Raw genomic sequence first — 21,579 nt, 5'->3', positions numbered from 1 at the left:
GAAAGGAGCTCTTTCCTTCTTAATAAATATAATTATTTAATGATTACTTTCGAAGAAGTAACTTGATCACCGCTAATTAATGTTACGATTACTACACCATTTGCTGATGAAGGTAAAGTAACTACTTTTTTATTTACCACGTTCTCACTTAAGATTTCAACACCACTTAAAGATGTTACAATCATTTCAGCAGAAGTAGCATTACCTAATTCAACAGTGAATACACCATTTGAAGGGTTTGGATACACATTTACTGATAATGTATTCTGATCAATTGATGTAGGTGCTGCTGGATTAATTACTAATGTTGCTGTTGCTGAACCTTCATAATTATCATCTACAACAGTAGCTATAACTTCATAAGAACCTACTGCTGATGGAGCATCTGCTGATCCATCATACGTTACGTCAATTTGTAAACCTTCAACATCTGAAGTTACAGTTACAGACTTGGCTGTTTCGTCAAAATCAAATTCAGTGTCAGTAATAGTTACAACTGCTACTGCTTTCTCAATAGTGAAATTAAACAAAGCACCACCTGTATATCCTTCTTCAGTTACGTTTACAACTACTGAATAAACACCTGCATTCGTAGGAACAGTTTGTTCGTTATTATAAGTAACTGTAGTCGCCACTTCAACGTCATTACCTTCAGCATCTTTCGTTGTAAATGATACTGCTTGAGGTGATCCATTATAAACTGTTGATGTCAATGTTTGCTCAATAGTAATTTCCATATCTGGAACTTCTACTTCAGTAATTGTTAACACACCTTCTGCAGAACCTTGGTAGTTCATATCTACAACAGTAGCAACAACATCATAAGAACCTACTGCCAATGGAGCATCTGCTGATCCGTCATATGTTACATCAATTTTTAAACCTTCAACATCTGAAGTTACAGTCGCTTCTTTAGCTGTTCCATCAAAAGTATACGATAAAGTACTTAATGTAAGATTTGCTGTTGCTTTTGAAATAATGTATGATCTTGACACTGAACCAAAATGATTCGATAAATCATTTGCAAATACAGAATACCTATGCTCACCAGCACTCATTCCATCTCCTTCAGTCACATTAACAGTAAAATCTGTAAATTCTTTATCGTTAGAAGAATATGATGCCCAAACTCTAGGTTTTTGAACTTCACCATTATAAATTAATCCAGACTCATCATAATTAAAATCAATGTATGCTTTATCAATTGTAAAATCAAAAGTTGATGTTCCTGAATATAAAATATCATTAATAGTAACTACAACTTCGTAAGTTCCTGCATTTATTGGACTTTCTTCCTTCCCATCATAAGAAATTGTTGTATTAACATCAATTTCTACACCTTCTTGATTTTTAATTGCAAATGTTGGAATCTGAGCTTCAGTATTATATTCTACTGATGTAATTACTGGTGTAATAATTAATGGTGTTTTCTCAGCAACTGCAGATTCAATGATTAGGATACCCTCAACTGAACCAAAGTAGTTTGTAGAATTGATTGAAGCTTCCACAGAATAAGTACCGATTTCAACTGGAGCACCTTCTAATACAGCTCCTTCAGCGTCTCTATAAACAATTGTATAATTTTGATCCGAAATAACTGTAGGTTCAATTGCTTCACCTGTATATTCAGCAGTTAATGAAGTTTCATCAAAAGCAATTGCTCCTTCAATTTTATTAATTGTGAAAAGAGCTTCTGCTCTACCCACATATTCTGCATCATTGATCATTACATCAACAGTATAAGTTCCTGCATTGAAAGGTGCTTCTTGAACACCATTGTATGTTACATTATAACCAGGAGTAATTGTTGTTTCTCCATCTTTAAATTCAAAAGTAAGTAACTGTTCAGCATCATTGAAATCTACTTCTAATGGTGAATTAATATTGATTGTAGCAACTTTAGCAGGAGTACCATTGTATTCAAACGCTCCAATATCTCTTGCTGTTCCACTTGCTACTGATCCTGTAATATCATTTAATACACCGAACTCATTATTACCTGCATCAATAGCGTTAGACGTTTCTTTTAATGGAAGGTAATATACGCCATTTGCATTCATCACTGGCACCGTTTCGATATTAATCAATGAACCAGGAGCACTTGCAATTCTAATATTTCCTTGGAAACCATCTACATATGGAACATTGTCATTTACATTAGTAAAAATATTGTTGTTAAACGTCACTAAATCAGCTGGTAATTCATCTGCTGTTTGTGCATGAAGATCTGTTTGCCAATTCGCACTGAATGTATGGTAATATCCAAAAAGTAAGTTATTTGTAAAGTTTAGAATATTGATATTTGTGGCTGCATTCTTTTTAAATAAGATACCAGAAGCACCATTTACTTTATTAGCACTATAATTCGATACTATAGTATTATTGGTGATGTTGATATTTGTATCTCTATTTGCATTGGAAACAATTGCGATAGCTCCACCAGCATTGACAGTTGAGTTTCTAAAGAATGTTGAATTGAACAAAATAAAGTCACCAGAGTTTACAGCAATTGCAGAACCTTGATTGTGTGCTTTATTTTCCGAGAAATAAGAATTCGAAACAACTAAAACACCTGATGTTAAGATGGCTCCACCATTGATAGTTGTCTCAGGGTCTAACAATACTGAATTATTGATAAAGTTACATTGATCAACAATAAATTTACCATTACCACCTACTTGAGCAATACTACCGCCTTCATCTGTAAGGAAGTTTTGGAAAGTTACACCTGTTGTTTTCAGCGTACCGTTTACCGTAAAGAATCTTTTCGATCCACTTCCTTCAAAAGAAGTTACACCATCCCAATTTTGGATTGAGATATTTGTTCCTCCTTTAATTTCATAACTACCTACTGTAAAATCACCTTTAGTATAAATTTTTACATTGACAGCATCTTCTAATTTAAACATAGCGTAATCAAATGACTTCCAAGGATTTTCCATAGAACCATCATTTGCAGTGCTACCATTTTCTGCATCGATATAATATGCGGCATTGAATGAAGTTAATTTTTCAGCTACAACAAACTTTGTTGTCAATGAACCTGTATATCCTTCTTCAGTCACTTCAACTACAACATCATATACACCTACTGCTTTTGGTAATTCTGAACCACCATTAAAAGTAATTGTATGAGCGATAGTTTCTAAAACCATACCTTCACTTTCAAAAGTTAGGTCTAGCATATGTTCTGTATCGTTAAATACGGCATAATCCGTATTCAATGATATTTCTACTAACTTATCTTGATTAGGAAAAGTACCACCAAATTCAAATGCCCCAATATCTGAAACATCTGAACGTGTCGCCCCTAAGGCATCAAATTCAGGAGCATACGTATCACTTCCTGCATTTACCAATAAACTAGCCTCATCTTCAATGGCTAAATATTTTAAACCGTCTGCAGTTTCTATTGAGGTTGCAGAAAGGTGAATAGCATTGATATCAAATGTTCCTCCTACAATACTATTAGATAAAACATCAGTTGAATTGTTGTTAGCTGATTTAATTGCATTATTAGTCACAACAAACTCTTCGTAACTATCTAAACTTGCACGATTTGGCCAAGTAAGGTCTTGTGAAAAACCTGAAATAGGGTTGTAAATTAAGTTATTTGCGAATACAATTCTTTTTATTTTACTTCCTGTTTCGTTACCATCACTTATTGAAACACCCATTACTCCATTCGCTTTTTCTCCAACTGGAGTTTTTCTTGAGTTTTGATAAACAGTGTTATTGACAAAACGAATATCTAATGTACTATTAGCATAAGCTAGAAAATTAATTGAGCCATTTTTCCAAACATCTTGACCATCAAGCATATTCTTATAAAATGTTGTATTTGAAATATCTACAACACCATTATTTGCTTGAATTGCACTACCTACATTATTCGCCTCATTTCCTTCAAAGTATGAATTTTCAATAACGATACTTCCTATACTATAAATAGCACCACCTGAAGCTGCACCAACTTTATTATTTAAAAAGTTAACACGAGAAGCTGAGAATTTCCCTAATTCATTTACTTTAATGAATCCTCCATTTTTTATACTTGCTGTTGCATCAAAATCAGAGACTGTAAGGTCAAATAAATTTAAAGATGTATTTAAAGTAATACCTTGAGCATCTTTTGTAAATGCTACATCTTCTAAATCAGCAAAAGGTTTAATAAACGTATTTTTAGGTCCTTCACCATAAAAATTATACGTTTTACCTTCTCCACTTAATGTATAATTATATATATATACTTCACCTGAGATATGCACATTATATTCAGCTTGAGCTGCATATGCACCACCAGCTGTTGATTCTACTAAAAATTTATCTAATGTAGCCCAGGCTGATTCTGCAGTTAATCCATCGTTTCCATCATCACCTGATGTACTATTAATGTAAAATGCATCCTGTTGTGCAAAGGAAGAGAGACTAAAGAGTGATAATAAGATCACCGCTAAAGTAGTCCACTTAAAACGTAGTGGTGTTTTCATTTCAATAAAAAGTAATAAAAAGTAATAAAAAATTTTTTGTGTGTTTGTTACACTTACAATTGTAAACTTACAACCTCTAATTGATTGTTGTTAACGTTCATTTCCCCGTATGTAGTACTATTTTGACTTTAAACACTATATCTTATTGAATCTGAGTACCGTCGAAGTGTTGATTACCAAAAAGTAGACACCTGATGGTAAGTGAGACACATTAATAGTTGATTGATTTTCATATGCTAAAATAGATCGGCCATAAGCATCTTTCACTTCTAAATTCTTGATTATTTCTTCACATTTAACAGATATAGTATGTGCTACAGGATTTGGATAGAGTACAATTGAGGTTGATTTAGGTACAATACTCGTCACCGTATCATCACTTTCTACTATCAAAAAGGAAATTGATTCTTGTGCTGCATTATATATATGATCTCCTTCCTGAGTAGCTGTAATTTCAACTGTTCCTGTATCTCCTTTAATTGTAATCCAATTGTCCACGATTTCTACAGGACCACTTGCTGAATAATTTAATGGATAACCGGTATCAGTGGAAGCCTTTATTTCAATTCTGAGATCTTTATCTGATGATTTTTGATCTTCAATTGCTGTTATGGTTATAGTCTGATCTACTTTCGTAATGGAGAATGATTGTGTCACAGAAGTTGCTGCTTCATGTTGTTCATTTCCATTTTGAGAAGCCTCTATAGTGATGAGTCCAGCTTCATGGATAGTAAGTTTATTTCCTTCAATACTTGCATTACCCTCTGTAACTTTAAGCATTACAGGCAAATATGAACTAGCCAATACTTCCAACTCGATTTCACGATCCAACATTGTTCTATCATCAATTTCATTAAAATCAATCACTTGTCGTGCAGGGTTATCTCTATGAATTAAACCCATAAAAACAGGGTAAATCAACTCGTCTTCCCATGCATCTAAATCAGCTTGTAATTCTTCAACAATTTCAGGGTTTTGAGCATAAATATTATTTGTTTCTGAGATATCATTTTGAAGATTGAAAAGCTCTCTCGGATTTGCTCTATTATTATGAATAACTAATTTATAATCTCCTTTTCGAATTGAATATCTATTGTCATCAAACTTACGCACAAAGATTTTATCATGTGGCGCTTGTGTATTTTCTCCTTTTACAAAAGGCAATAAGTTGACACCATCTAAAGGTCGTTCGGGATTAACAGTAGCCTCTATAATTTCTGATGCGGTTGCTAAGATATCTAACGAACTTACTGGTTTATCATACACAATTGGTTGTATTTCTCCTTTCCAATACATAATAAATGGCACACGATATCCCCCTTCATAAACGGCACTTTTTCCATCTCGCAATACTCCATTGTTTGAGGCATTTTTAGTTTCTGGACCACCATTATCTGATAACAAGAAAACAATTGTATTTTCATCTAAATTTAACTCCTCCAATTTATCCATTACTTTTCCCACACCTTCATCAACTACATCAACCATTGCAGCGTACATTCTTCGATCTTCATCTTGAATAGCGGCATATTTATCCAAATATTCTTGAGGAGCTTCTAACGGTTCATGAGGAGCATTGTACGACAAAAACATAAAAAATGGATTGTCTTTATTTCTTTCAATATAGTCAACTGCTTCATCTGTAAAACGATGGGTTAAGTAACCATCTACTTCTATGGATTCAAAATCTCTTTGAATCCAAGTAGTATAACTTTGCCATTCTGTTTTGGCTTGATGAGGGTATTGAATAGAATAATCTTCTCCAAAATACTTATGACCACCACCTAAATGTCCATAAAACTCATCAAAACCACGATTTAATGGATGAAGTTGTTCTGTCGCACCTAAATGCCATTTCCCGATAATGGTAGACGTATAATTTGCTGTTTTCATAACATCTGCAAAGGTATCTTCTTGAAGAGGCAACCCCATTCCATCATCTTCTGTAGTATATTGAGGATTTCTTTCGAAACCAAAACGTTGTTGATAGCGACCTGTAATAAAACCTGCTCTACTTGGACCACAAACAGGATAAGTTACATAGGCATTTGTGAAATTCGCTCCACCTGCGGCTAATTTATCCATATTAGGAGTTTGAATATCTTCACATCCATTGAATCCTAAATCTTCATAACCAAGGTCATCCATCATGATGACAATAACGTTGGGTTTCTCATTTTTTGGATTCTCTTCTTCTTCTTTGTCTTCTGATTCAATGCCTCCTGTATATTCAGGGACTTCCCCATTTCCATTATAGGCGCCAACATTAGGTTTTTGATTTTGAGAAACTGTCAGTTCAAAGAAATCATTTCCTCCATTGTTTTCTACAATTACACCTGTATTTAATAGAGGGCTATTTTCTTGTAAAATATAATCCAACGGATCGCTTGGACCAACATTGGCTAACAAAGGATTTTCGGTAATTGCGTTTGCATCTTGAGGTCTCGAAATCTCACCAAAATATGCATTATTTTCAAAGATAATTGATGCCTCATTTAATGTAAAAGTTGAGGGTTCTTCAGAGTAAAATAAATTGTTTTTGAATACGATATCATATGGAAAACCTACTCCCCATTCTGTAGCACTCACTAATTCATTTTTAACGGATTCAGGTTTTTTATGCCAATAAATAGTATTATTATAAATCTGTGTACCTTCTACTGGTCCTGCCAAATGAAAAGCAGGTGCTTTATTTGCACCTTGTCCCCAAGTTCTAAATCCATCATTGACAGAGATATTATAGCGGACAATCGAATTCGTGTTTAGAGTAGCTCCACCGGTATTCTCACCATTTGAACAAATCAAAATAAATCCACCCGCATTATCATGACTATAATTGTATTGAATAATTGTACCGTCACAATTGAAATCTGAATCATAACCTTGACCATCCCAATGTGCCTGATGACCACTTACTTCATTGAATTGTATTATCGTACGATTGGACATAAATGCCCATATTCCAGCGGCTGCATTATTGTTGTATAAATTCGTTAATTCTCTTGTAAAATCTCTACATAAATTGTGTTCGATTAAAGCATCTTCACAACCAAATGCGACTATTCCATCGCCTGGAACACGTTCAATTAAATTATTTTTAATCAATAAATTTTGATGTAAGACTTCTTTTCCAAACTGTCCTGCTCTACCATAAATACCATTTCTTTGAACATCATAAATATGATTTCGTTCTATGACAGCATCCACTAATCGAGATGGATTATTCCCACTCATTTTATAGAAGATTCCACCTCCTCCACCATCTTGTTTTTCTAATTGTCCATTGACATTATGGATATCAAGATGAGAAACTTTTGAACCAAATACATCCCCTTCATTATTTGCACTGAGTACAACGCCATACCTTAAACCTTCTCTTGCATTTCCTTCGTTTGTCACTTCAAATTGCGTAACATGATTGTAATCTGCATTTTCTAAAAGGATCGTATAATCCTCTTCACCATTACCATGAATTAATGGTTTTTGTTCACCCCCGTATTTTGTATAGACTATTGGATGTTCTTTCGTTCCTCTATTTGTTGCTTTTAATTGTCCATTCCATACTCCACCTGCAATAAATGCAATTGTGTCTCCAGGAAAAAACTGATGATTATTGACTTCCGTGAGACTTGACCATGGCGAATCTTCAGATAATCCGTCATTCGAATCACTACCTATACTGTTATTGACATAATATTTTTTAGGAGTAGGGTTTGAAAAGGTAAAGGTTTCTGAAACGTTCATTTCTTGGTTTTCTTCAAAAGTCAAATGAACAGTAACTTCACCAGCCGTGCTAGCTCTAAGTGTATTTCCATTGATGATTGAAGCATCACCTTCTACAGAAAAAAAACCTGAATCAGTATATGCTGAAGAAGGTGTAATAGAATATTGTAAATCATAAGAAAGTCCTACAGTAGGTTGTTCAATATCTTGTAAGGACCACAAACGTACTTGAGGAGCTGTATTCCCAACTTCTACAACTGATGCTTCATCAAACGAGAGTTCTCCATAGGCTGCTACACTTTTATAAATTGAAAAAGTAATGGGTTCAGTGAGTTCAGAAGTAGTAAAGGTAGTTTCAAATTTTGTATATGAATTTGTCAAATTAAACTGTTCGTATTTGATTCTATCATCTCCATGTTTAATCAAAATACGCACGCTCTCACCAGTTGCAACTTTAGACTTACCATAAACAGAGAAAGTATAAGTCGCATTAGATTTCATCTCCACAACCTGAGCCAAGCTTCCTGCTACTCCTCCTAAAATACCACCGGCATACGCTCCAGAATAAGCTCCATTGGCTATAATTTTATTATTCCATGTCCCCCAATTATCTGTATTTCCTGTTTCAAAACCAGGATTGAGAAAATAGTTTTCATTGTCTTGTGCCTGAACTAGTAGAGAGAGAAAGTTAAATAAAAAGATTAAATAGTATTTGTTAGTCATATCATTAAAAAAGTAATAATTATCTCCTATTTCATTTCAAACTTTAATTTCATAAAGCTAGGAGCAAGTTAGTATTGAATCTGTTGAGTTGTTTGACATTGATCTGCTAATAGCAATACTATTTTGACTGAAAGACTATAATTATAGGTAAAAAAATAAGCTCAGAGGATTAATTCTGAGCTTATTTCTTTCCTTAAAGAGAAAACTAAATTTAGTTATCCAGAACTAGTTTTACTTTTTGAATACCTGTTGTTGTTTGTACCAGCATAAAATAAATACCATTATTTTGTGTTGATAAATCAATTGAAAACTGATTCCCTTTAATTTCTTTCTCATTAATATTTTGTCCTACTGAATTAAACAAAGTGTAGGAAATTGAATTTACTGCTTTTACATTAAAAATTGCGTTAGAAGGATTGGGATATACCAAAACTTCATTTTTAAAATCCTCCACTGAAGTAGGTTCCTCTGGCTCTTCAGGTTCTTCGATTGAAGCCCCAAATTCGTGTGCTCCAATATTTCTTGTTTCTTTTCCTAAAGGCAAATTAAAATAGTCTTCTGTTAAATCAATATCAAAAAGAAATCCCGCCTCAATTGCTGGGGAAGATTCATCAATTTGATAATCCTCTTCTTCCGTACCGCCTGGGTTAATAATTCCCGATGGAACATCAACCATAGAATGACTGCCTGGTGTAAAACCAGTTAAAGTTGGATTTTTTCCACTATAAATATTGTAATCAAAATCAACAACAATATCATTCCTATTATCATAAATTAATTCTCCATCAATATGTAAAATATTGTTTTTAAATACATTTTGAGTACCATGCGTTAATAAATAACGTGAGGTAATTCCTTCACCAATATAAATGGTATTATTATATACTTGAGAATTCACAGAACCTTCAGGATCTAAACCTTTACCCATATAACCTGCTAACCAAAATATGATTCCTTCTGCATATCCCGTTTTAGAGTCTTTCACTCTCCAACCATCATTGACACTGACATTATAGCGATAGATTGAATTGACGTTACCACCCATAAGTTCAGCAAAACCGCCTTCATTATCGTAGCTGTAATTATATTGAATGATTGTATTTTCATTACCAATATCAATATGTGCACCACAAGAATCTTTCTTACCACGTGCAGACATAAACTTATTATATTGAATCATTGTATCTACACACCTTACCATCCAAATACCACTTCCTCTACCAATCATACGAGGATCAGAATTATCACCTGAGTGATCAATAATGTTATTCTCAACAGTCAATCCTTTTACTTGAAAAGGTACAATACCAGAACCTCCTAAATGATGTATGTAGCTATTTGTAATCGTAAAATTCTGATTATAAAAATACGCTTCATCTACATTTCCCCATCTACCTGATATAATACCTCTATACCCAATATCATAGATTTCAATATTATCTATGGTAACATCTTTAATATATGTATCATTATTTGAACCTGTTGTAACTTGAATTCCATATCCTTTGTAAGCTGGATCATTTGATTCATCAGGCGTTGCTTCAACTGGATAAACATTATGAATAATAATATCATGAATGTAAAAATAAGATTTGACACCTGGAGTATAATTCGTAATCTGAATGCCATATCGAGTTCTATCAGAATTCTCTCCTGTAATTTCACCACCATAATTTTGAATATCTAAATCTGCAATTTCATAACCTTGATTACTTCCCAATGCAATTGCAGCTGTATTACCATCACCATTCAACATAGCTAATGCTTCACCTCCATATTTCCCAATAAAAATGGGATTATTGGATGTACCATTACCTTTTGGTTTAAATTGTCCCTTTATTTCTACTCCCGACTTAAAGAGTATTTGATCTCCACCTGTAAAAGTAGCTTGATTTAGTTTTTCAATGGACTGCCAAGGTGTGGATTCAGTAGTTCCATTATTGCTATCACTCCCATTTTCAGCATCAATATAATAATTCGTTGCGTGTAAAGGCAGTTGCAAGAATAGACCAAAAATAAAAAGTATATAAAAAGTAGTACGCTTAAAATCCATAAAAAGGGTCAATATCATTGACATTAAAAAGTATAATTCATTTCAAATGACAAGATATCGACTAGAACTACAGTAAACTCTACCAATTTGGGTAAATAGTAATACTATTTTGACTTTAGAACTATTGGAATAATATATTTCAAATATTCAATGATAATCAGATTCATAGTATTGTATCTACTCTTTAAATAGTATGATGGATAAAATCCAATAAATCTTCACCTTTCTCCAACCCCAATCTTTTACGTAATCTATACCTTGAAGTATTGGCACTTTCCGGTGATATCCCCAAGAGTTTTGCCATTTCTTTCCCTGTAAAATTAAGTTTAATCAAGGCACAGATTTTCAAATCATAATTGGTTAGAGTTGGGTATTTATCTTTTAGTACCTTATAAAAATGAGGATTGACAGATGTGAACCTATTTTCAAATTCAAGCCAACTTTGATCTTGATTGATTTTTATAGCATTCATCACCCTCTGAATTTCTTTAGATTTTGTATCCTTATAAACTGTTTTCAATTTACTTTTCACATCAATGAGCAGTTCATCTTTGGCAATGATTTGAAGCGTTGTATTCGTTAACTCACTATTTTTAATGGTTAATACCTCATTATTCTTTTCTTCTTTTATTTTTTGTTGGTATTCTAAATTGGCTTTTTCATGAGCGTAATTTAGTTTCAATGTCTTTATTCTATTCCTCACAATGGAGTAAATTCCTAAAGTAATGAGTACTAACACAGCGATGGTGAGCAATAAGATTTTTTGTTCTTGTTTGATGTTTTCAAATTCTTGCTGTTTTATTAATTGCAGTTGCTGTTGTTCTTTCTTTTTGTAGTCATCCGATATTTCTAACAACGATTTATTATGGTCACTTTTACTACTATACAACCAATTATTTAGCTGATTTCCGATCATCGTGAATTTTAATGTATTCTTCAAATCTCCTTCTGATTGAAAGGCATGACTTAATTTTTCATAGATAATAGGCGTGAAATTTAGATGTGCTTTCTCTTTCTTTGCAATATCAAGTGCTGATAAATATTTTTCTTTTGCTTTTGTTACTTCTTTATTCTTCAGATAAGAATCCCCATGAATGGTATAAAAAATTACTAAATAAGAAGTATAATTTAAGTCAAGTAATTCTTTCTCCAACTTTAAGAAATCCTCCTCAATAAAATCAGTGGAATGATAGATTTTCTCTGATTTAATAAGTACTTCAGAATATCGGTTATCAGTGGGTAAAGCAGTACAACTATCTAAATAATTTTTTGATTTTTCGAGTTCATTCTGATACCTGTAATGTACTGCTAATGAATAATAGTTTTTCCTTAATCTTGATGGATCTAAGATAGATTGATCTACTAAACTTTTTATAATATCGAGCGACTTTTGATAATAATAAACAGCTTGTTTATTTCGATTAAACAAACTATACAATACTCCCATACCGTTAAACGCTTGAGCTTTTAACTCAGGAAAGTTTTCTTCATCTAATAAAAATAAGGCTTCCCAATAAGCTTCATAGGCTTTATGAAAATTAACTCTATTACAATAGAGTTCTCCTAATTTCAGATACAGATTTACTTGTCTCTTTACATTGCTTTCTACTTTATATTTTGAGAGTTCAAAATATAAATTTCTGATAGTCTCATCATTATAATTCTCCATAATAAATTGAGGAGTAATAATGATCTCATTGTCATAAGCAAAACTATTTTGCATATATGATATCAGGAAAATGAAAAGGAGAAGCTGTCTATACATTAATCTAAAGTTTTGCCCACTGTCTAGTTAAAAACCTTTCTCAATATGATTTAATCAAACATTTCTTACAATTTTTTTTACCTAAAAAAGTGCATTGTCTATATAGAGTCTATGTGGTTATTTAGGGTTATCATCATTTCTACATCAAATTAGGTCATCAGAATTCTCATACACACAAACTTTTTTGATGAAATGAAATACAGCTCTTTAGTTTTTCTGCTCACTTTATACTTTTTTTCTTCCTGTAAAATGGAAATGCCTCAAGAGGTTAACGAAGCATATCTTAAGTTGCCCGTTACTTTAGATTTTAATAAAGATATAAAGCCCATACTATCTGATAAATGTTTTGCTTGTCATGGTCCAGATAAAGGTAAAATTGTAGCAGGTTTACAATTACATAGTTTAGAAACGGCAACCAAAGAATTAACGGAATCGAAAGGGAAATATGCTATTTTTCCTGGATCACCAGAGAAGAGTGAAGCTATCTTTAGAATTCTATCAGATGATCCTGAACTTATTATGCCCACACCCGATTCTCATTTAACTTTGACTGCCAAAGAAAAAGCATCATTAATCAAATGGATTGAAGAGGGGGCAGAATATAAACCACATTGGTCTTTTACAGCCATCGAAAATCATAAAGTTGAACAAGTCTCAAACTGGGGAAAAAATCAAATTGATCACTATGTGGAAACGAGATTAAAAGAAGAAGGATTAACGCCTTCTGAAGAAGCTGATAAAGCAATTCTTTTAAGACGTTTATCCTTAGATTTAACAGGTCTACCTCCTACTCAAAAAGAATATCAGTCATTTATGAATGATTCTTCTGAAGATGCTTATGAAAAACAAGTGGACCGACTTATAGCCTCTAATGCTTTTGGTGAAAAAATGGCTACTGATTGGATGGATGTAGCAAGATATGCAGATACTCATGGCTATCAAATTGATCGCTACAGAGATATGAGTCCTTGGAGAGACTGGGTCATTTCTTCTTTTAATCATAATATGGCTTATGATTCTTTTTTGATTTATCAATTGGCGGGAGATCTCTTACCTAACCCCACAAAAGAACAAATACTTGCGACGGGCTTTAATCGATTACATGCTCAAAATGCTGAAGGGGGCATAGTCGATGAAGAATTTAGAGTGGAATATGTAGCGGACAGAACAGCTGTTGTAGGTACTGGTATAATGGGGTTGACTGTAGCATGTGCACGTTGTCATGATCACAAATACGATCCCATTACTCAGAAAAACTATTATGAGCTCTTCAGTTTTTTCAATAATATCAATGAAACTGGGCAAATTTCTTGGGATGAAAATGATACTCCTGTACCGACTATGACACTTCCTACAGGCGAACAAGAAGAGGTCATCAGTTACCTAAAAGAAGTTTGTCAACAAAAAGAAAGGGAGATTAATAGCAGTTTAAAAGATGAAAAACATAACGCCGAGAAATGGTTGCAAGAAGAAACTTATCAAACAAATTTAAAAAACACATTCCCTACTCCTACGGCATTTTTCTCTCTTAATGATCATCTTAAAGATAATCGTTCTGGAAAAGAAGGACGTATGAATCGTCAATTTTCAAACAATGAGCAGCCTTCTTTTGTAAAAGGAAAGCGTGGTAATGGTGTATTACTTGATGGTGATGCATGGATTGATTTAAAACCAGTAGGTACCTACGATCGCAATCAACCTTTTTCAATTAGTTTATGGATCAACGTACCTAAATCTTTAAAAGAAGGCGTCATCTTTCATAAAAATCAAGCGGTCATGTTACATGCAATGAAGGGCTATACTTTATACCTCAAAGAAAACAAACTTCAGACGATCATGGCACATACCTACCCTGAAAATGCCATCATTAAAGAAAGTGATATCGATCTACCAAAAGATGAATGGGTACAATTAACCATGACTTACGATGGAACAAGTCAAGCAAAAGGGTTACAACTATATTTAAATGGGGAACAGCTCTCAATGAATACATCAAAAGATAACTTGACGAAAACGATTATTTTCCATCAATATGAAGATATTATTTATGCCCAACCTATCGAGCCTGGTTTACAAATTGGTGCACGATGGAGAGGATTAGGCATGAAAAAAACTATTGTTGATGAAATTCAAGTTTTTGCTACTTGTTTAACGGACCTTGAAGTGAGTTATCTCTATTCACCAAGTAAAATCAATCCTTTTCTTGAAAGACCAAAAGAGCAATTAACGGCTAAAGAAAAAGAATTATTGATAGATCATTATTTCAATAGAATCAATAAAACAATCAAGTATCATCGTGAGGAATATCTTGTTCAGAAAACAAAACTGGATCATACACTAGATACCTTAAAAGAAGTAATGGTGATGAAAGAGATGGAAACGCCTCGTAAATCTTTCCTTCTTGAAAGAGGTGTTTATAATGAATATGGAGAAGAGGTTTTCCCTAATACCCCTGAAGCTATCTTACCTTTTGATGAGTCATTGCCTAAAAATAGGTTGGGATTAGCAAAATGGTTGACAGATCCTAAGCATCCTCTGACTGCTAGAGTAGCTGTGAATAGATATTGGCAAAATTACTTTGGACAAGGATTAGTAGAAACTTCTGAGGATTTTGGTAATCAAGGAAAACTCCCATCACATCCTCAGTTATTGGATCATTTGGCTGATTCATTTATCAAAAGTGGATGGGATGTAAAAGTACTTCAAAAGAAAATTGTTATGTCAGCTACTTACAGACAAAGTAGTATTTGCCCTTCTGAATTAAGAAAAAAAGATCCTTACAATACTTTACTTGCTAGAGGTCCTCAGTTCCGATTGAGTAGTGAAATGATGAGAGACAATGCACTCGCAGCAAGCAATTTAATTAAACCTAAAATTGGAGGGAAAAGTGTAAAACCTTATCAACCGGAGGGTTTATGGGCAATGAATGCTGGGAAATATCAGCAAGATAAGGGTGATGATCTTTATAGAAGAAGTTTGTATACTTTTTGGAAAAGAACAGTACCTAATCCTACTCAATCAACTTTTGATCAACCTGAAAGAAGTGAATGTACTGTAAGGCGACAAAAGACCAATACACCACTACAAGCTCTGGTACTGTTGAATGACCCCACTTACATAGAAGCATGCAGAAAGTTGGGTGAGGAAATTACGAAAAGCGATTTCAATGAAGATGGGATTCAACAGGTGTATTTCAAATTAACAGGTAAAGATATTTCTGAAAAAGAATTGGCTTTACTCAAAAAAGTACAAGAAAAAGAAAAGTTACGCTTTTCTAAACATCCTGAAAAAACGAAAGGATGGTTAAGCGCTGGAGCATCGAAAAAAGAGGAACATCTAAATGACTCAGATGTTGCTGCAAATGCAATAGTGGCGAGTTTAATTCTTAATTCAGATGCTACAATTACTAGACGATAATAATTATGTGTAATAAAAAGAAATATAGATCAAACAACAAAGACCTTCAATCTGTAGAAAAGAAAATGGATAGAAGGCATTTCCTTACCACGACTTCAATGGGTATTGGTGCTTTTGCCTTAAGTTCATTAATGGGTTTGGATAAAGTCTTTGGAAAGACTCCCACTAATTTTGAGCAGGAAGTTACTCAGAGTTTACCTCATTTTTTGCCTAAAGCTAAACGCATTGTATACTTATTTCAAAGTGGTGGACCTTCTCAATTTGAGACCTTTGATTACAAACCCAAACTGACAGATATGTTTGGACAGGAGTTGCCTTCTTCGGTAAGACAAGGTCAACGGTTAACAGCCATGAGTGCACAACAATCATCCCTGCCCATTGCTCCATCAAAGTTCAAGTTTAAGCAATATGGAAAAAATAAAACTTGGGTAAGTGAACTTCTTCCTCACACTGCTGAGATGGTGGATGATCTTTGTATCATTAAATCCATGTATACGGAACAGATAAATCATGACCCTGCCATTACTTTTTTTCAAACAGGTCATCAACTTCCAGGGCGTCCGTCTATAGGGTCTTGGATGAGTTACGGGTTGGGTTCTGATAATAAAAACCTCCCCAATTTCATTGTTCTTACTTCAGGGAATTCAGGGCAGCCATTGTATTCTCGTCTTTGGGGGAATGGCTTTTTACCTACTCAACATCAAGGAGTGCAATTTAGAAGTGGAAAAGACCCCGTTCTATTTTTGAATAATCCTGAAAACTATCAGCATGAGGATAGAGAAGAGATGCTTTCTTATTTAAAAGAGCTGAATGAGGTTCAAAACTCTGCTTATGGCGATCCTGAAGTTGATGCTCGTATTGCTCAATATGAAATGGCTTTTCGTATGCAAACATCTGTACCTGAAGTGACTGACCTTTCTGATGAACCTGAGGAAGTTTTTGAATTATATGGAAAAGATAGTAGAACTCCAGGAACTTATGCTGCCAACTGTTTAATGGCAAGACGATTACTTGAAAAGGAAGTCAAGTTTATTCAATTGTATCACAGAGGTTGGGATCAACATATTGGATTGCCCAATGGTATTAAAAAACAATGTTTAGATACTGATCAGGCAACAGCTGGTTTTCTAAAGGATCTAAAACGTAGAGGGCTTTTGGAAGATACACTCGTTATCTGGGGAGGTGAGTTTGGAAGAACGGTGTATTCACAAGGTAAATTAACTGCCAATAATTATGGTAGAGACCATCATCCAAAGTGTTTTAGTATGTGGATGGCTGGCGCTGGAGTGAAAGCAGGCATGACCTATGGTGAAACGGATGATTTTAGTTATAACATTGTCAAAGATCCTGTTCATGTACATGATTTTCATGCTACGCTCATGCACCTTATGGGTATTGACCACGAAAAATTGACGTATAAATTCCAAGGGCGAAGATTTAGGTTAACGGACGTCCATGGTAATGTTGTAAAAAAAATCCTCTCATAAATCATGAATTCTAGACGAACATTTATCAAAAGTACTAGCATAGCGGTAGCAGGTACATTGGCTTCACCTTTGTATAGTTTCAATATTCTTAAAAGAATAGTAGAGCCTGAGTTGATCTTAGGACATGGAGACTATCAATATCGATTGGTAAAAGATTGGGCAAAAATTAGTAGCGTAAGAAACCCAATTTTGAACTGTCATGAAATGGTTATCGATAGTAAAGGACGACTTATCATGATGGGAGATCATACGGATAATAACATTTTGATTTTTGATAAATCTGGTAAACTCCTTGATTATTGGGGAACAGTTTATCCTGGAGGGCATGGACTTACACTTCATCGAGAAGGTGAAGAAGACTTTCTTTATTTAACAGATTCAGGTTGGTTCTTAGGAAAAAATGGTCAGTTCGTTCAGCATAATGGAAGAGTTTCTAAAACTACTTTAGATGGAAGAGTACTTTTTGATATTGGTCACCCTCAGACTATTGGAGTCTATGAAGAGGGAGATCATTTCTGCCCAACAGAAGTTACCGTTGCTCCTAATGGTGATATTTATGTAGCAGATGGCTATGGTAAAGATTATATTCTTCATTATGATGCCAAAGGACAGTTTATACGTAAATGGGGAGGACATGACAATGAAGATGAAAACTATAATCTATTCAATGCTCATGGAGTAACTGTAGACTTGAGAGACCCTCAGCAACCTTTATTATGTTGTTCTTCCAGAAACGAAAGCACTTATAAATTTTATACGTTAGAGGGTGTATTTGTCAAAAAAATTAAGTTGACTAACATGTATATGTGCAGAGCTGTTTTTGATGAACAAAACTTATATGCTGGAGTATGCTGGTCATCTCCTAACAATAGTGGAGGATACAATTGGTTAAAACATACAGGATTTACTACAATCCTTGAAGGGGACAAAGTTGTTTCAAATCCGGGTGGAACGGCACCAATTTATGAAAATGGACAACTTCAACCCTCCTATCAAATTCCAAGTCAGCCTATATTACATGGTCATGATGTATGCATAGATGAAGATAAAAACATGTATGTATGTCAATGGAATGCGAATAAAACACCACCGTTAAAACTTGAAAGAATTTAAACCAATACTCACACGAAAACCATGATAGATTTTTCAAACTTTTCTATTTTTATTGGTCGATTTCATCCGCTAATTGTCCACCTTCCTATCGGTTTCCTTTTTATGCTTTTTATTATTGAATTAGCTGAAAAATTTAGGGTGGTTACTTCTAATAAAAATGTAGCTAAACTAATTCTAATTTCTAGTGGGATTAGTGGAATTATAGCTTGTATTTTGGGGCTATTTTTAGGAAGTGGTGAAAGTGATTATGATGTACAGAGTATTCAATTACATCAATGGATCGGTATCATCACCACAGTGGTCATTTTTATTTCATACTATTTAAAAGATAAAGATTTAAAATTATATGATTCCTCTTTAATCCTGTTATTTATTCTATTAGGGTTAACAGGACATATGGGTGGCAATTTAACACACGGTTCTACTTATCTTACACAATATTCCCCTATTCAATTTCATCAAGAAAAAAGTGAATTTGATAGACCAGAAATTACCTCATTGGAAGATGTACAAGTTTTTGGAGACCTTGTCTATCCCATTCTTGAAACAAAATGTATAAGCTGTCACAATGAAGAAAAAAAGAAAGGAAACTTATCCCTGACATCAGTAAAAGGTATTCTTAAAGGGGGTAAAAATGGAGCCTTTATTATTGCTGGAAATACTTCAAAAAGTAGCTTTTTACAACGTATCTCTCTTCCTCATCATCATGAAGAAATAATGCCTCCTGAGGGTAAGAAACCTTTATCTGATGATGATATAGCAATTATAACATTTTGGATAGAACATGGACTTGCCGATTTTGACACCTTATTGCTTTCTATAGAAAAGTCAGAGATGATTTTCGCAAATATAGAACAACGTTTAGGTTTAACTTCACAAGTAGAATATGCTTTTGATCCCATTAAACCATCTGTTTTACAAGATTTAGCTTCGTCAAACTTTCACTACCGTGAAATCATAAATGAAAGCAATGCCTACGATATCGCATTTCATGAAAAAGTAAAGTTAGAGAAACACCTTCCCCTTTTGAAAGCAATTCAAAATAATATCATATGGTTAGACCTTAAAGGACAAAATTTGGATAAAGAGTTTCTAACCTTAATTAGAGATTGTAGTAATTTAGAACGTATTAATTTAAGCAATACGAACATTAATGATGACAATCTAGATTATTTATTGTCATTAGAAAAATTAAAAGTAATCAATCTACATTCTACCGAAATCAGTGATACTGGTTTAGAAAAACTTCAACAGTTACCTCTTTTAGAGAAAGTTTACTCTTGGAATACGAATGTTGGAAAAAAATATGCCACTCTAAATAACTAAAAAATGAAATACATAATATTCTTACTCTTCCTATTAAATGTATCTACAATTTTTGCACAAAAGAAACCGAATATAATATTAATTCTGACTGATGATGCAGGTTATGCTGATTTTGGGTTTCAAGGTAGTACAGAATTTAAAACTCCAGCACTTGATCGTTTAGCTAATGAAAGTATCATTTGTACTCAAGCATATGTAGCAGGGGCAGTTTGTGGTCCCTCTAGAGCTGGTTTGTTAACTGGTAAATATCAACAACGATTTGGTTTTGAGGAAAATAATGTACCAGGGTATATGCAAAATTATCATATTGAAGATGATGAAATGGGGCTTCCCCTGGAAGAAAAAACAATAGCAGATTATCTGAAAGAATTAGGGTATACAACAGGAATTATAGGGAAATGGCATATGGGTAATGCTGATAAATTCCATCCTAATAAAAGAGGATTTGATTTCTTTTATGGTTTTAGAGGGGGAGCAAGAAGTTATTGGGCATTCAATGAAAAAAATATTAATACGAAAGAAGAGGATAGAATAGAAAGGAATTTCCGAAATTTTGAGGAACCTGACCAATATCTTACTGATCAATTTGCTGAAGAAACAATTGCATTTATAAAAGAACATAAAGAGAAACCTTTTTTCTTATACTTATCATTCAATGCTGTTCATAATCCAATGCATGCAAAAAAAGAGGACTTAGATAGATTCCCCAACCTTGAGGGAAAAAGAAAGAAATTAGCAGCTATGACTTACGGATTAGATCGGGCTTGTGGTACTATCTTTTCCTATCTAGAAAAGGAAGGTCTCAAAGAAAATACAATTATAATTTTTACTAATGATAATGGTGGTCCTACAGATGCAAATGCTTCTGATAATTCTCCTCTAAGTGGAACAAAAGCTAACCATTACGAGGGAGGAATTAGAGTTCCATTCTTTATTCATATCCCTAAATTGGGAAAAGGGGTCTATACAAAACCAATAAGCACATTAGATTTACTTCCAACCTTTTACAAAATGGGTAACGGTAATGAAAATTTGAAGTTAGATGGTGTTGACTTGTTACCCTTCTTAAGTCAAAAAAACGATATTAATCCGCATCAAACATTGTATTGGAAAAAAGAAAATAGAGGTGCAATTAGACATGAAAATTGGAAATTACTACGTTTTCCAGATCGCCCTGCAGAATTGTATGATCTCAGTGAAGATATTTCAGAAGTAAATAATTTAGCCTATCAATACCCTGAAAAAGTAAAAGAACTGTATAAAATGCTTTTTGATTGGGAATTAACTCTATCTCGTCCAAGATGGCAATTACAAAGAAAGTATGAAGGTGCAGCAATGGAAAGAATAGATAAGTATAAACAGAGAAAGTCAGTGGATAATTAAACTGTATTTTGGGAGTGTAAACTGAACGCTGTCTCGTTTTTAATTCAGAGTTTAATTTCTTTCTCAGTTCATAATTAAGTTTCTTTTTTCAAGAAGAAC

Annotated in this window: 9 protein-coding genes; 5 read left to right on the top strand and 4 right to left on the bottom strand. The window is 33.6% G+C overall.

The genetic code is table 11. The features are described from left to right. Positions 1-32: 32 nt before the first annotated feature. From ACXAHM_RS13830 to ACXAHM_RS13815, 4 genes are all read right to left on the bottom strand, one after another. Positions 33-4,490, bottom strand: coding sequence for an MBG domain-containing protein (locus ACXAHM_RS13830; RefSeq protein WP_474961038.1), 4,458 nt, complete (start codon positions 4,488-4,490; stop codon positions 33-35). A 135-nt stretch (positions 4,491-4,625) separates the two neighbouring features. Then, positions 4,626-8,936 carry a sulfatase-like hydrolase/transferase gene (locus ACXAHM_RS13825; RefSeq protein ID WP_474961037.1) on the bottom strand — a complete coding sequence of 1,437 codons (4,311 nt, stop codon included), beginning with the start codon at positions 8,934-8,936 and terminating at the stop codon, positions 4,626-4,628. Positions 8,937-9,147: 211 nt separating this feature from the next. Further along, positions 9,148-10,989, bottom strand: a complete 1,842-nt coding sequence (locus tag ACXAHM_RS13820) for a T9SS type A sorting domain-containing protein (RefSeq protein WP_474961036.1) — start codon at positions 10,987-10,989, stop codon at positions 9,148-9,150. 184 nt (positions 10,990-11,173) lie between these two features. Further along, positions 11,174-12,712, bottom strand: a complete 1,539-nt coding sequence (locus tag ACXAHM_RS13815; protein WP_474961035.1) for a hypothetical protein — start codon at positions 12,710-12,712, stop codon at positions 11,174-11,176. Positions 12,713-12,946: 234 nt separating this feature from the next. Here ACXAHM_RS13815 and ACXAHM_RS13810 point away from each other — a divergent pair, with 234 nt between their 5' ends. The 5 genes from ACXAHM_RS13810 to ACXAHM_RS13790 are packed head-to-tail and all read left to right on the top strand — an operon-like array spanning position 12,947 to position 21,480. Further along, positions 12,947-16,171: a DUF1553 domain-containing protein gene (locus tag ACXAHM_RS13810; protein ID WP_474961034.1), complete on the top strand. Its 3,225-nt coding sequence runs from the start codon at positions 12,947-12,949 to the stop codon at positions 16,169-16,171. A 5-nt stretch (positions 16,172-16,176) separates the two neighbouring features. After that, positions 16,177-17,658, top strand: coding sequence for a DUF1501 domain-containing protein (locus tag ACXAHM_RS13805; protein WP_474961033.1), 1,482 nt, complete (start codon positions 16,177-16,179; stop codon positions 17,656-17,658). Positions 17,659-17,661: 3 nt separating this feature from the next. Continuing rightward, positions 17,662-18,771 carry an NHL repeat-containing protein gene (locus ACXAHM_RS13800; RefSeq protein ID WP_474961032.1) on the top strand — a complete coding sequence of 370 codons (1,110 nt, stop codon included), beginning with the start codon at positions 17,662-17,664 and terminating at the stop codon, positions 18,769-18,771. Between the two features lie 21 nt (positions 18,772-18,792). Continuing rightward, positions 18,793-20,097: a c-type cytochrome domain-containing protein gene (locus ACXAHM_RS13795; protein WP_474961031.1), complete on the top strand. Its 1,305-nt coding sequence runs from the start codon at positions 18,793-18,795 to the stop codon at positions 20,095-20,097. A gap of 3 nt (positions 20,098-20,100) precedes the next feature. Continuing rightward, positions 20,101-21,480 carry a sulfatase-like hydrolase/transferase gene (locus ACXAHM_RS13790; RefSeq protein WP_474961030.1) on the top strand — a complete coding sequence of 460 codons (1,380 nt, stop codon included), beginning with the start codon at positions 20,101-20,103 and terminating at the stop codon, positions 21,478-21,480. The last annotated feature ends 99 nt before the right edge of the window (positions 21,481-21,579 follow it).

Source organism: Flammeovirga sp. AWQ4_249, assembly GCF_056161045.1.
Note: the sequence above shows the minus strand (reverse complement) of the source record. Positions and strands in the feature narration are given on the sequence as shown.

Excerpts from the sequence above, each read along its gene's own strand:
- ACXAHM_RS13815 (WP_474961035.1), bottom strand. The coding sequence starts at position 12,712 with ATGCAAAATAGTTTTGCTTATGACAATGAGATCATTATTACTCCTCAA.
- ACXAHM_RS13790 (WP_474961030.1), top strand. The coding sequence starts at position 20,101 with ATGAAATACATAATATTCTTACTCTTCCTATTAAATGTATCTACAATT.
- ACXAHM_RS13805 (WP_474961033.1), top strand. The coding sequence starts at position 16,177 with ATGTGTAATAAAAAGAAATATAGATCAAACAACAAAGACCTTCAATCT.
- ACXAHM_RS13830 (WP_474961038.1), bottom strand. The coding sequence starts at position 4,490 with ATGAAAACACCACTACGTTTTAAGTGGACTACTTTAGCGGTGATCTTA.
- ACXAHM_RS13820 (WP_474961036.1), bottom strand. The coding sequence starts at position 10,989 with ATGGATTTTAAGCGTACTACTTTTTATATACTTTTTATTTTTGGTCTA.
- ACXAHM_RS13825 (WP_474961037.1), bottom strand. The coding sequence starts at position 8,936 with ATGACTAACAAATACTATTTAATCTTTTTATTTAACTTTCTCTCTCTA.
- ACXAHM_RS13795 (WP_474961031.1), top strand. The coding sequence starts at position 18,793 with ATGATAGATTTTTCAAACTTTTCTATTTTTATTGGTCGATTTCATCCG.
- ACXAHM_RS13810 (WP_474961034.1), top strand. The coding sequence starts at position 12,947 with ATGAAATACAGCTCTTTAGTTTTTCTGCTCACTTTATACTTTTTTTCT.
- ACXAHM_RS13800 (WP_474961032.1), top strand. The coding sequence starts at position 17,662 with ATGAATTCTAGACGAACATTTATCAAAAGTACTAGCATAGCGGTAGCA.